This is a genomic window from Halopseudomonas salina (genome assembly GCF_014637955.1).
GTDB lineage: Bacteria > Pseudomonadota > Gammaproteobacteria > Pseudomonadales > Pseudomonadaceae > Halopseudomonas > Halopseudomonas salina.
Genome location: NZ_BMFF01000002.1, coordinates 1 through 12,899, shown reverse-complemented (window position 1 = coordinate 12,899; position 12,899 = coordinate 1). Strand labels below are relative to the sequence as shown.

Sequence of the window (12,899 nt, the reverse complement as noted above, 5' to 3'; positions counted from 1 at the left end):
CAGCGCTGCCCGACCCGATTCAGGGGCGTCTCCTGGACGTTGGGCGCACCTGCAACTGGTCCAGCGCGTTCGAATTGGCTCGCGCCCACTCGTAAATCATTTCGATAGGTTGGACCATGAGCTTGCCGAGCGGCGATAGGGCATAACTCACTGCTGGCGGCACGGTGTCCTGCACTTGTCGCTCGATCAGTCCGCTGGCTTCCAGCTCACGGAGGGTCTGGATCAGCATCTTTTTGGAAATGCCGGGCAAGGATCGGTGCAAGGATCCGGTCCGTGCTATCCCGTCATGTCGGACCTGCAGCGTATGCAATATCATGCTGGTCCACTTCGTGGAGAAAAGCTCGAGAACGCGCCGTGGTGCGCAGTCTTCACGCCATTGTGCTTCTTCTGATCCGGTCTGCATTGGGGGTGGTTACCATTTGGTGCCGACTAGGATCGGCGAGTGCGAGTGGTTAAGGTGGTTGCCTATATCCTTTTTGGAGTTGGCAACATGAAAAATCAAGCCTTGGTTGTAGGCGCGAGTGGCATTATCGGTAGCGCTGTGTCGCACCTGCTGGCCGAAGAGCACTGGGCCGTCGCGGGCCTTGCTCGTCGTCCCGATGTGGCAGCAGGTATAACACCAATCAGCGCAGATCTGTTGGATCCTCATCAGTTGAAGATGGCTTTGGCAGATATTGAGCCGACCCATGTATTTCTGACAACCTGGGCGCGCCAGTCGAGTGAGGCCGAGAATATTAGGGTCAACGCAGAAATGCTCAGGAATGTGCTTGATGCTGTTGGTAGGTCTGGCTCGGTTCGTCATGTGGCCCTGTCGACCGGCCTCAAGCACTACCTTGGGCCGTTCGAAGCCTATGGCCAGGGCGCGCTTCCGCAAACGCCGTTCCGGGAAGAACAGGGGCGCCTGGATGTCCCGAATTTCTATTATGCCCAGGAGGATGAACTCTTCGCCGCCGCCAAGCGTGATGGTTTTACCTGGAGTGTTCACCGGCCGCACACCGTCACAGGGGTTGCGGTGGGAAACGCAATGAACATGGCTACGACACTGGCGGTCTACGCATCCATTTGCCGCTTCACCGGGCGGCCCTTCCGCTTCCCGGGTTCTGGCGTGCAATGGAACAGTCTTACCGACATGACCGATGCCGGACAGCTGGCCCGACACATGCTCTGGGCCGCGACGACACCTGCGGCGGCCAACGAGGCATTCAACGTAGTGAACGGTGATGTATTTCGCTGGAAATGGATGTGGGCGCGTATCGCCGATTGGTTCGGCATTGCCCCTGCGCCGTTTGACGGCACACCTGCACCGCTTGAACAGCAAATGGCCGACGACGCTGACATATGGAAGGACATGTCAAAGCAGTTTCACCTGGCTGAGCCAGATATCCAGAGACTCATATCGCCATGGCATACAGATGCTGATCTGGGCCGCCCGATTGAAGTAGTGACCGATATGTCGAAAAGCCGCAAGCTCGGTTTTCTGGCCTATCAGCCAAGTGATGAGGCCTTTTTCAATGTCTTCGAGCGGCTTCGATCAAGCAACCTCATCCCCCGCAAATGAGCTGATCCGGGGGTACTAGCCCTGCGGTGATTGCGCGATCTGTTCGCAATAGTGTGCGAGGTGTTCCGGCAGGTCGGTGGGGCAGACGCCGCATTGTTTGTTGCCAGGCACCGCGTGGTCGATGAACTTGGGGTAGGGGAGGTTCAGGTCAGCCATGATGACCATGAACTCCTCCAGAGTCTTGTCCATGCCAAGGCGTGGATTGCGCTTTTTCTCCTGGGCGATGGTAGTTACACGCCGGTCCTGATAGTCGTGGGCCGGGTAGACCAGATAATCGTCAGGCAGAATGAACAGCTTTTCCCGAACGCTCTTGTACAGAGATTTGGCGTCGCCATTCTGAAAGTCGGTACGTCCGCAGCCATCGATCAACAAGGCATCTCCGGTAAACAGGCGATCACCCAGCAAGTAGGCGAAATGGCCGTCGGTGTGACCGGGGGTGTGCAGTGGAGCGATGGTCAGGCTGCCGACGCTGAAAGGGCGGCCTTCTTCGATACCGATGTCGGCGCAGGGCAGATTGTCGAATGCCGGCGCGGCGATTTTGCTGCCGACGCGCTTCTTGAGCTCCAGGGCGGCGGTTATGTGGTCCGCGTGTATGTGGGTGTCCAGACTGTATGCCAGTGTCAGACCCAGGCTGCTGACCTCTCTGAGGTCGCGATCCAGGGTCGCGATCACCGGGTCGATCAGTACGGCCTTACCGGTAGCTTCGCAGCCCAGCAAATAGGTATAGGTGCTGGAAACGGGCTCGAATAACTGTCGAAATATCATTGGTTCATCCTTCTGAATGCCGGCTGTTGGAATCAGCCTAAAGCTTTGACGTTACTCGCCATATTGCGTTGCCAACGTCATCGGCGACCAGTAAACCGCCACGTCCATCCGCTATAACCCCTACGGGCCGACCGCGGGCATTGCCGCTGTTGCCCACAAAGCCCGACAACAGGGTTTGCATGGAGCCTGTGGGGCGGCCATCAGCGAAAGGGACAAAGACGACTTCGTAGCCATTCAAGGGCCGCCGATTCCAGGACCCATGCAGACCAACGAACGCACCTTCATCAAAACCAGTGACGTTCCCGTTGTTGAAAGCCAGCCCCAGAGGGGCCACGTGTGTACCCAGGGCAAAATCCGGGGCGATTGCACGGGCTACCTGCTCGGGTTGCTGAGGGCTTACGCGTTCGTCGATATTCTGGCCGAAGTAGCTGTAGGGCCAGCCGTAGAAAGCCTCGCGACGGACTGAAGTCAGGTAGTCGGGCACCAGGTCACTACCAAGTTCGTCGCGTTCGTTAACAACTGCCCACAGTTCGCCTTTGTGGGGTTCCCAGTCCAGGCCGACCGGGTTGCGGAGCCCTGAAGCGAATACCCGCGTAGCGCCGGAAGCAGTATCGACCTCGAGTATTACGGCGCGCATATGCTCTACCTGCATACCATTTTCGCCGACGTTGCTATTGGATCCGACGCCTACATACAGGTGCTCCCCATCGGCACTGGCGAGCAGACTCTTGGTCCAGTGGTGGTTCAGCTCATTACCCTTGCCTGGTAGGTCGGTAAGCTTGGCAGGAACTGCAGTGATGCTCGTCTGACCGCTTTGATAGGGCACTTTCAACAAGGCATCGGCATTGGCCACATACAAGGTGTCCCCGACTAGGGCCATACCGAATGGCGAATGCAAGCCCTGGAGAAATACCTCGTGCAAGTCAGCCTTGCCGTCTCCGTCTGTATCGCGCAACAGGGTGATGCGATTGGCGCTCGGTACTGCCGCTCCGGCGCGCTTCATGACCAGTTTCATCATCCAACCCTTGATGCCGTCGATCCCGCTTTTCCCCGGTGGTGCATTAGTCTCGGCGACCAGTACGTCGCCATTTGGCAGGACGTACAGCCAGCGTGGGTGGTCGAGGCCCTCGGCAAAGACCGACACCTTCAGGTTTGCGGCTGGGGTTGGGGTGGCGCCATCTTCCCAGCCGACTGCCGGCGCGATCTTGATGACAGGAATCAGCCTGGGCCTGGGCTCTGGTAGTTCCGGCCCGGCGCCGGTAACGGCTTGCGACGGCAGCCGCGCCTGTCCTCCACAGGCTGTCAACAGCACGATCAGGGGTAGCAACACGAATAGAGATCCAGCCTTCAAGCCCTTTCCTGTCCCCGGATTAAAGGGGCGCGTAATACTCTTGCGCGCGTGTTTTTCACCGCAGGCCCCAAGTTGGAAGCTTTTGTAGGGCTTTCGGAGGTCAAGTGCCTCCCGCTTACCATCGATGCCTTTTTCGCCGAGTTCGTCAGTGTTCATCGTATGGCCTGGGAGAGTGGAGGAGGGGTGGCCGTAGGTGCCTGTCTGGATCAAATATAGCAGTGCGCGTCCATTAAGCTATCCAGTTGGGCTGGTTGGCCATTAGAGCAGACTTGTATTTTTACAGGCAGACAGACGTCACGCGGTGAGCCGATCCTTTTGTGCGTTGGTTCTGCTACCAAGCTGGCACGACGTTGGATACCGTGACTATCGGAATGGTTGCAAAGGCAAGACGGAGGGGTTACAGCGTAGAAAGTGGTGGGCCCAGTAGGACTTGAACCTACGACCAAGCGATTATGAGTCGCCTGCTCTGACCAACTGAGCTATGGGCCCACTAAAGTACGAACGCCGCGAATTATACGTATTGAGGCGGCCGCTGACCATAGTTATGCACTATGGAAATAAAAACGCCCGGCATTACCGGGCGTTTTGGTTACTGCTAAGCACTTACTCGTCGAGGAAGCTGCGCAGGTGATCGCTGCGAGTGGGGTGCCGCAATTTGCGCAGCGCCTTGGCCTCGATCTGACGGATCCGCTCGCGGGTCACGTCGAACTGCTTGCCGACTTCTTCCAGCGTATGGTCGGTATTCATGTCGATACCGAAGCGCATGCGCAGGACCTTGGCTTCCCGTGCGGTAAGGCCGGAGAGCACGTCGCGGGTAGCTTCCTTGAGGCTTTCCACGGTCGCCATATCGATCGGCGATTCCATGGTCGAGTCCTCTATGAAGTCGCCCAGATGCGAATCCTCGTCGTCACCAATCGGCGTCTCCATGGAGATTGGTTCCTTGGCGATCTTGAGCACCTTGCGGATCTTGTCCTCGGGCATCTCCATGCGCTCGCCAAGTTCTTCTGGTGTCGGTTCGCGACCCATCTCCTGCAGCATCTGGCGAGAGATACGGTTGAGCTTGTTGATCGTCTCGATCATGTGCACCGGAATACGGATGGTGCGCGCCTGGTCAGCGATCGAGCGGGTGATAGCCTGCCGAATCCACCAGGTGGCATAGGTCGAGAACTTGTAACCGCGGCGGTATTCGAACTTGTCGACGGCCTTCATCAGGCCGATGTTGCCTTCCTGGATCAGGTCGAGGAACTGCAAGCCGCGGTTGGTGTACTTCTTGGCGATCGAGATAACCAGGCGCAGGTTGGCCTCGACCATTTCCTTCTTGGCGCGACGGGCGCGGGCTTCACCGATCGACATGCGACGGTTGATGTCCTTGACCTCGGAAATCGTGAGTTCGGCTTCCTGGGCCAGTGCCGCCAGCTTCTTCTGAGCACGAATGATGTCGGGCTTGCGCTCTTCAAGGGCTTCGGCATAGCGCGGCTTGTCAGCCAGCAATGCGTCGACCCACTCGGTATTGATTTCGTTACCGGGGAAGCCGCGAAGGAAGTCGGCACGCGGCATGCGAACGTCACGAACGCACAGCTGCATGATCGCCCGCTCCTGGGCGCGGATCTGATCCTGGACGCCACGTACGCGCTGAACCAGCGCCTCGTATTGCTTGGGTATCAGTTTGATTGGCATGAACAGCAGTGCCAGCTCTTCCAGCTCTGCAGTTGCCTGCTTGCTGCCGCGACCGTGCTTCTTCAGAGCCTTCTTGGTTTTGGCCAGTTGATCGCCAATCGCCGTGAAGCGTTGACGAGCAACTTCCGGATCCGGGCCGCCATCGCCTTCTTCTTCGGCGCTGTCGTCATCTTCCTCGTCGTCGTCCTTGTCATCCTTGTCGGATTTGGCTGCTGGTGCTGGAGCCTGTTCGGCTGCAGGTCCACCAGTGCCGGACAAGCCGTCGTCATCGGGGTCGATATAACCGCTGAATATTTCGGTCAGACGGCCGCTCTCTTCGACTACGCGATGGTAGTCGGCGAGGATGCCGTCAACAGTGCCGGGGAACATCGAGATAGCGGCCATGACTTCACGGATGCCTTCCTCGATGCGTTTGGCAATTTCGATTTCGCCTTCGCGGGTCAGCAGTTCCACGGTACCCATTTCGCGCATGTACATGCGCACTGGGTCAGTGGTCCGGCCGATGTCGCTTTCGACCGCGGCGAGGGCGGCTGCGGCCTCTTCGGCAGCAGCTTCATCGGCGTCGTTGTCTGCCAGAAGCAGAGCATCGGCATCGGGTGCTGTCTCGAAGACGGTGATTCCCATATCGTTGATCATGCGAATGATGTCTTCGACCTGCTCCGGATCGGAAATATCTTCCGGGAGATGGTCGTTGACTTCCGCATAGGTCAAGAAGCCCTGTTCGCGACCGCGTGCGATGAGCTCTTTGAGACGGGATTGCTGTTGCGCTTTTCCGGACATAACAACCCTTGTGGATGCCGTGGTATACAAAAAAACAAGCTGCGGATTATACCCTGATTGCAAGCTGCAAAGCCAGTTGGGGTGCCGGTTTACTTGTCGGTGATGTGCGTGGAGCCTCGTGTCAGAAGCTCGCGCAGTTCCTGCTTTTCCTCGGTGGTCAGCGGCATTTGCGCAGACTGGTCGAGAAGTTTCTGGATACGTCTGTCAGTTTGTTGCGATACCAGGTTGTTAATGGTGTCGAAAAACTGTTGTTCAAGGTTGGCGCTGGGAATATTCAGGAGCCATTCCTTCTCGGCCAGTTGACCAAGCTGCTCTCCCATTTCGGTGCCGTGCCAGCGGGCCAGTAGTTGAACAGTACTGAGTGTAGGCGTTTTCTGCAGGGCATCAATTAATGCGACCAGCAATTGCGCCTGCTCGCTCTCTTCATTGGCAAACTGGCTGGCTCCTTCCACCAGGCCTGCCAGTTGCGGATGGTGCAGCAGTGTGCGGGCGGCAGTCAGCAGTGGGCTTTCTACCCCGCTGCGCTCGGTACCGCGTTTGCGAGGGGGTCGGGTTTCAGGGGAGCGTTGCCTGGGCGCCGGTTGCCAGGCTTGCGGAGAGTAATAATCCCCATCATCGTGCTCGCCCATCATTGCATCGGGCATGTTGTCATAATTGCCCGTCTCATAACCGACAGTCGGGGTCGGCTGCCGGGGCACTGTATCCAGATCCATGCCGGTCAGTTTTTCCAGTTGCTGGCGTAGCAGGCGTCGCAGCATGCTGCCCGGGACCTGCTCGATCAGCGGTAACGCCAGGGTGGCCAGGTGCGCCTTGCCTTCCAGGCTGTCCGGGTTGGCCTCCTCTGCCAGGTGTCGGAACAGGTAGTCGGTCAGCGGCTGTGCCTGCTGCACCATGCGTGCCCGGAACGCATCCTGACCTTCGCTGCGTATCAGTGAATCCGGGTCCTGGCCGTCGGGCAGGAAAAGAAAGCGCACGTGCCGCCCATCTTCCATCACCGGCAGGCAGGCATTCAGTGCGCGCCAAGCGGCTTGCACGCCAGCTCGGTCGCCGTCAAAGCAGAACACCACTGCATTAACAATCCGAAAGAGCCGCTTGAGGTGCTCTTCGCTGGTCGCTGTGCCCAGGGTGGCCACCGCATTGGTCACTCCGTGCTGGGCCAGGGCGATTACATCCATGTAGCCTTCGACGACCAATACGTCATCCAGTTGCCGGTTGGCCTGGCGAGCTTCATACAGCCCGTACAGCTCCTGGCCCTTGTGATATACCGGCGTTTCCGGGCTGTTCAGGTATTTAGGCTTGTCGTCACCCAATACCCGGCCACCGAACCCGAGGGTGCGGCCACGGCTGTCGCGAATCGGAAAAATGATTCGGTCGCGAAAGCGGTCGTAGCGTTTGCCGCTGTCGGGGTTTTCGACCACCAGGCCGGCTTCAATCAGCGCCTTGACCTCCGTAGAGTCTGTGGTCAGATGTCCCATCAGGTTGTCCCAGCCGGGCGGGGCGAAACCGATGTCGTAACGCTTGGCGATCTGGCCGGTGAGTCCGCGTTGTTTCAGATAGCTGACCGCGCGCTCCTTTTTGGGATGATGGCGCAATTGCTGTCGGTAAAACGCCGCGGCCTGCTCAAGCAATGCATAGAGCGGATTATCCTGGCGCGGTTTGCGTGATTCGCGTGAGCCTGGGCGGGTTTCTTCGCGGGGTACGTCGACACCGGCCTGTCGCGCCAGCTCTTCTACTGCCTGAGGGAAGTCCAGGCGCTCGAAGTCCATCACGAAGCTCAGGGCGTTTCCGCCTGCGCCGCAGCCGAAACAGTAATAGAACTGCTTGTCCGGGCTGACACTGAACGATGGTGACTTTTCGTTGTGGAACGGGCAGAGGGCGGAGAAGTTCTTTCCAGTCTTCTTGAGCTTCAGGCGCGAGCCAACCACCTCGAGGATGTCAGTCCGGCCGAGAAGATCGTCAATGAAGCCTTGGGGAATCAATCCCGCCATCGGAGCTGCCCTGCGAAGTCGTCGAGTTGGTAGTCGTAGCGCATGCCAGGCAGGCAGCGCCCGAGCCGGCCGGAGCACTATAGCAGTGCATTAACGCCGCGCAACGCAAAAATCCAGCCATTTCCCTATGCTTCGGGAGGCCGGACAGATGCGCAGAACCAGATATTTTCAATCCGTATGAATCAGGCCGCGTGGGCTGTGACTCGGCGGGCCTGTTCTGGCCCGTAGACGGATAGTCCGGTACTTAGTACAGGCGTACGTGGCGACGCTGTTCGCGTTGCAACTTCTTGGCGTGACGCTTTACAGCGGCAGCAGCCTTACGCTTGCGCTCGGTAGTGGGCTTTTCATAAAACTCGCGGCGGCGGACTTCAGCCAACACGCCAGCTTTTTCGCAGGAGCGCTTGAAGCGGCGCAGAGCTACGTCGAAGGGTTCGTTCTCTTTCAGTTTGACGGCAGGCATTTCGTACCTTTTCTCAAAGTTTAACTGTGAGTCATGCTCCGGGCCTTGGCCAGAAGCGATTGCATTTCAAGGGGAGCGGATGTTAACCCCAATAAACGGGAAATGCAAAACAAGATTGGATGAAAGCGAGGGAGTGTTGATCAGCTTCCGGACGAGCGGTGCGTTCAGAGTGCGATGTCAGGCCGGAAAAACTGGCCCGCAGCTGGCAGGAATATTATCATGCGCAGCCATTCCAACAGCTGATTGCAGCAAGGACCCTATGCGCGTTCTGGGTATTGAAACCTCCTGTGATGAAACCGGTATTGCACTGTATGACAGCGAGCGAGGCCTGCTGGCTGACGCCCTGTTCAGTCAGATCGATCTGCACCGCGTTTATGGCGGGGTAGTGCCCGAGCTGGCGTCACGCGATCATGTCAAACGGCTGATCCCTCTTATGCGCGAAGTGTTTGCCAGCGCCGGGGTCGAGGAAGGTGATGTCGATGGCGTGGTCTATACCGCAGGCCCCGGCCTGGTGGGCGCGCTGCTTGTGGGGGGTGCATGCGCCCGCGCGCTTGCCTTTGCCTGGGGTGTGCCGGCGCTGGGTGTGCATCATATGGAAGGCCACCTGCTGGCGCCTATGCTGGAGGAAAATCCACCGGCATTCCCGTTCGTCGCACTGTTGGTGTCTGGCGGCCACACCCAGTTGGTGCGTGTCGATGGCATTGGTCAGTACCAGCTTCTGGGGGAATCCCTGGATGACGCTGCCGGTGAAGCTTTCGACAAGACTGCCAAGCTGATGGGGCTGCCATACCCTGGCGGGCCGGAGATCGCCAGGCTGGCAGCCTCGGGTGTGCCGGGACGTTTTACCTTCCCGCGGCCGATGACTGATCGCCCGGGCCTGGATTTCAGTTTCAGCGGGCTTAAAACAGCCACCCTCAATGCCTGGCAGCAGTGCGTGACCAATGCCGATGACAGCGAACAGACGCGCTGTGATGTAGCCCTGGCCTTTGAGCAGGCAGTGGTCGATACGCTGACAATCAAGTGCCGCCGTGCGCTCAAGGCGACCGGTTTGAAGACCCTGGTGATTGCCGGTGGTGTCAGCGCCAACCAGCAACTGCGCCAGTCCCTGGATAAGATGGCCAGCGGTCTTAAAGGTGAATTGTTTTATGCACGACCGGCGTTCTGTACGGATAACGGCGCGATGATTGCCTATGCAGGCTGCCAGCGCCTGATGGCCGGGCAGCATGACCAGGCGGGTATTGAAGCCCGAGCGCGCTGGCCTATGGAACAGCTACCGCCGCTCAACGCTTGAAGTGATTTTCGCTGCCATCGAGCAATCGACCGATATTGACTCGATGACGGAGCATGATCAGTGCGACCATCAAGCCGCAGGGTAGCAGCAGTTCGGGTTGCTGCCAGGCAAGCCAGGGCAACAATCCGACGCAGGCGGCCAGTGAAGCGAGTGAGGCGATGCGGCGCCAGGCGAATACGCCTAGCCAGAGTGCTGCAGCTATCAGCGCAGCCGGCCAGGAAAGCATCAGTAGCACTCCGGCCGCAGTCGCGACACCTTTGCCGCCCTGCAGGCGATGGAATACAGGCAGAATATGCCCGCATACAGCAGCGAGTCCCATCCAGCCGAGAGCGGCCGGGCCCATGTTCCAGAGGCTGGCCAGCCAGATGGCGAGTGCGCCTTTGCCCAGATCGCCTAGCAGGGTGGCCAGTGCCAACGAGCGACTACCCATGCGCAGCATGTTGCTCGCCCCGGGATTACCGGAACCGAAACTGCGTGGATCGGGTAGTTTGCCAAGCTTGCTGAATGCCACGGCAAAGGATATCGACCCGAGAAGATATGAGGTGCACAGTAGCAGTATGAGTTCGATGGACATGGCCTTGGCCGTGATCAAAACCCGATTGTAGTCGACAGTGGAGTGGTGTGTGGACCAGGTATTTATCAAGGGGTTGTCGGTAGAGGCCGTGATTGGCGTTTACGACTGGGAGCGCACAATTCTCCAGCCGCTGGTGCTCGACCTTGATCTGGGTTGGGATATCCGCGCAGCGGCTGCCGGCGATGACCTGAGCGCGACTCTGGATTACGCGGCGGTCAGCCAGCGGGTGCTGGAGTACGTCGGTACCAGTCAATTTCAACTTGTCGAGTCGCTGGCTGAACGTCTGGCTGCGCTGATCATGGAGGAGTTCTCGGTGCCCTGGTTGCGCTTGCGGGTGACCAAGCCAGGTGCGGTCAGCGAGGCGTCTGGCGGCGTCGGTGTATTGATCGAACGTGGAGTGCGCACCGCATGACGGTTATCTTCCTGGGCATCGGTAGCAATAGTGATCGGGAACAGCATCTGCGCCGTGGGCTGGATGCCCTGAACCAGTTGCTGGGCCCGCTGGATCTGTCACCTGTTTTCGAAAGTGATGCCGTCGGTGTATTGGGTCGGCGTTTCTACAATATGGTGGTCGGTGCCGAGACGCATCTTTCACTGGTTGACCTGAATGCCGCTCTGAAAGCAATTGAAGCTGCCTGTGGACGGAGGGATTCACCATCCCCCGGGCGGATCACCCTGGATATCGACATTCTCAGCTTTGGGGATCTGACGGGTGTGCACGCAGGCCAGACCTTGCCGCGTCCCGAGGTGGTGCGCAATGCCTTTGTGCTTTGGCCGTTGGCCCTGCTGGCGCCCCACGCGGTGTTACCCGGCAGTAGTCAGAGTTATGCCGAGCTTTGGGCTGGCTGGCAGGGGGAGCAGCAATTGTGGCCTGTATCCTTTGAATGGAAGGGCCGGGCGCTCACGTCGCCGGCATTGCTGGAAGCGCAGGCTCTGCGGGCGCGGATCGGCGGCTAGCTGCTTCGAGACCTGCGTTATTCAGTTGTGGGTGAAAGCTGCCTTGAAGTCGGCAATGGCTTTTTCCCGTTCTCGCTCCAGCCCCTTTCCCAGTTCGGCTCCTTCCAGGCCTTGGGCCAAAAGTGATTCGACATTGACGTCTCGCGCTGCCTGGGCCGCCGCGCGTAAGTAATCTGCCTGGGGGTAGGGCTCGTTCTCCAGGCCGGTGCGGCCGCGGGCGTCGGCTTCGCAGGTGCCGAGAAACTGCTCGAATCGCTCCGGTCTGCGGTAAATATCGAAGGCCTTGAAAAGCTTGAGCAGGGTGCCGGGCTTGAGTTCCAGTGCCCGATGACAATGGGTATGGTATTCGCACGTCAGCAGAGCCAGGTCCTGACAGTCGCGGGGCACCTTGCAGCGTTTGTTGACCGCTTTAACTGCGGCTATGCCCTTGGTCTCATGGCCATGGTGCTTTGGCCAATGGGCCGGATCAGTCAGGCCCTTGCCCAGGTCATGGAGCAGGCAGGCCCAGCGGGCAGGCAGCGGTAATTGCATCAGGGCGGCAGTGTGCAGCACCAACAGCAGGTGTTCGCCGGTATCTACCTCCGGGTGATGCGTCTTGGGTTGGGGCACGCCAAACAGGCGGTCTACTTCAGGTAGTAGCTCAGCCAGGGCGCCGCAATCATGCAGTACCCGAATAAAAATTTCCGGATTGGGTTCCATTAGCGCACGGCTGATCTCCTTCCAGCTTCGCTCTGCCGTCAGCGCCTGCAGCTCCCCGCTTTCAGCCAGTTCACGCATCAGCGCCATGGTTTCCGGCGCGACAGTAAAGCTCATGCGGTGGTAACGGGCAGCGTAACGGGCGACGCGCAGCACGCGCATGGGGTCTTCGACAAAGGCGGGTGAGACGTGGCGCAGCAAGCGCGCAGCCAGATCCCGCTGGCCGCCATAGGGATCTATCACCTGGCAATCGCTGTCCATGGCCATCGCATTCACGGTCAGATCGCGGCGGATCAGGTCCTGTTCCAGCGTGACGTCCGGACTGGTGTGAAAGGTGAAGCCGCCATACCCCTGGCCGCTCTTGCGCTCGGTGCGTGCCAGAGCATATTCCTCACCGGTTTTCGGATGCAAAAAAACCGGGAAGTCCTGGCCGACTGGCCGAAAGCCGGCATCGAGCATGATCTCTGGCGTAGCGCCAACTACCACCCAGTCGTAGTCGCTGAACGGATGTCCAAGCAACTGGTCACGCACAGCACCGCCGACCAGATAGGTTTTATATGTGGATGACATCGGGCCTTGTGTCCTCGGTAGCCTCAAGCGAAACGCCAAGCTTCAAGCTTCAAGCTTCAAGCTTCAAGCTGCAAGCTGCAAGAAAAAAACTCACCCCCAAACCCCAAGGTCAAAATGGATTCCCGCCTTCGCGGGAATGACTGGATGGGGGGTACTAACCGGGCACATGGGTTACAGATCAAACCGGGCACATAGGTAACAGGTGATAGCGTATTGGCCTCAATAAGGAGGG

At 58.8% G+C, this 12,899-nt stretch carries 12 protein-coding genes and 1 tRNA gene; 4 read left to right on the top strand and 9 right to left on the bottom strand.

Annotated elements, in window-relative coordinates:
• Window positions 1-19: 19 nt before the first annotated feature.
• Window positions 20-403, bottom strand: a complete 384-nt coding sequence (locus IEV54_RS04040) for a winged helix-turn-helix transcriptional regulator (protein ID WP_150276074.1) — start codon at window positions 401-403, stop codon at window positions 20-22.
• An 87-nt stretch (window positions 404-490) separates the two neighbouring features.
• Here IEV54_RS04040 and IEV54_RS04035 point away from each other — a divergent pair, with 87 nt between their 5' ends.
• On the top strand, window positions 491-1,558 hold the full coding sequence (locus IEV54_RS04035) for an SDR family oxidoreductase (protein ID WP_150276073.1): 1,068 nt from the start codon (window positions 491-493) through the stop codon (window positions 1,556-1,558).
• 15 nt (window positions 1,559-1,573) lie between these two features.
• Here IEV54_RS04035 and IEV54_RS04030 read toward each other — a convergent pair whose 3' ends face one another.
• The 6 genes from IEV54_RS04030 to rpsU form a co-directional block, all read right to left on the bottom strand.
• The gene (locus IEV54_RS04030; protein WP_150276072.1) at window positions 1,574-2,323 is read right to left on the bottom strand and encodes an MBL fold metallo-hydrolase; all 750 of its coding nucleotides are present in this window, start codon (window positions 2,321-2,323) and stop codon (window positions 1,574-1,576) included.
• Window positions 2,324-2,360: 37 nt separating this feature from the next.
• Complete coding sequence (locus IEV54_RS04025; RefSeq protein ID WP_373286421.1) at window positions 2,361-3,674, bottom strand: PQQ-dependent sugar dehydrogenase; 1,314 nt, start codon at window positions 3,672-3,674, stop codon at window positions 2,361-2,363.
• A gap of 412 nt (window positions 3,675-4,086) precedes the next feature.
• Window positions 4,087-4,163, bottom strand: a tRNA-Ile gene (locus IEV54_RS04020).
• A 114-nt stretch (window positions 4,164-4,277) separates the two neighbouring features.
• A complete protein-coding gene (gene rpoD, locus IEV54_RS04015) occupies window positions 4,278-6,131 on the bottom strand; it encodes an RNA polymerase sigma factor RpoD (RefSeq protein ID WP_150276070.1) in 1,854 nt (617 codons plus the stop codon).
• An 89-nt stretch (window positions 6,132-6,220) separates the two neighbouring features.
• Window positions 6,221-8,119, bottom strand: a complete 1,899-nt coding sequence (gene dnaG, locus IEV54_RS04010) for a DNA primase (protein WP_150276069.1) — start codon at window positions 8,117-8,119, stop codon at window positions 6,221-6,223.
• 244 nt (window positions 8,120-8,363) lie between these two features.
• A complete protein-coding gene (gene rpsU, locus IEV54_RS04005) occupies window positions 8,364-8,579 on the bottom strand; it encodes a 30S ribosomal protein S21 (protein WP_022961595.1) in 216 nt (71 codons plus the stop codon).
• A 259-nt stretch (window positions 8,580-8,838) separates the two neighbouring features.
• On the opposite strand from rpsU, the gene tsaD reads away from it, so the two are divergent.
• Window positions 8,839-9,870 (top strand): tRNA (adenosine(37)-N6)-threonylcarbamoyltransferase complex transferase subunit TsaD, encoded by a 1,032-nt coding sequence (gene tsaD / locus IEV54_RS04000; RefSeq protein WP_150276068.1) that lies wholly within the window; start codon window positions 8,839-8,841, stop codon window positions 9,868-9,870.
• On the opposite strand, the gene plsY is transcribed toward tsaD, so the two are convergent.
• Window positions 9,860-10,444: a glycerol-3-phosphate 1-O-acyltransferase PlsY gene (gene plsY, locus IEV54_RS03995; protein ID WP_150276067.1), complete on the bottom strand. Its 585-nt coding sequence runs from the start codon at window positions 10,442-10,444 to the stop codon at window positions 9,860-9,862. The genes tsaD and plsY overlap by 11 nt on opposite strands.
• 49 nt (window positions 10,445-10,493) lie before the next feature.
• On the opposite strand from plsY, the gene folB reads away from it, so the two are divergent.
• Both folB and folK read left to right on the top strand, forming a co-directional pair.
• Entirely contained in the window at window positions 10,494-10,856 is a 363-nt protein-coding gene (gene folB / locus IEV54_RS03990; RefSeq protein ID WP_150276066.1) for a dihydroneopterin aldolase, read from the top strand.
• Window positions 10,853-11,401: a 2-amino-4-hydroxy-6-hydroxymethyldihydropteridine diphosphokinase gene (gene folK, locus IEV54_RS03985; protein ID WP_150276065.1), complete on the top strand. Its 549-nt coding sequence runs from the start codon at window positions 10,853-10,855 to the stop codon at window positions 11,399-11,401. The genes folB and folK overlap by 4 nt, the downstream gene beginning before the upstream one ends.
• Window positions 11,402-11,422: 21 nt before the next feature.
• Here the strand turns inward: folK and IEV54_RS03980 are convergent, their stop codons facing one another.
• Window positions 11,423-12,667: a multifunctional CCA addition/repair protein gene (locus IEV54_RS03980; protein ID WP_150276064.1), complete on the bottom strand. Its 1,245-nt coding sequence runs from the start codon at window positions 12,665-12,667 to the stop codon at window positions 11,423-11,425.
• Between the last annotated feature and the right edge of the window lie 232 nt (window positions 12,668-12,899).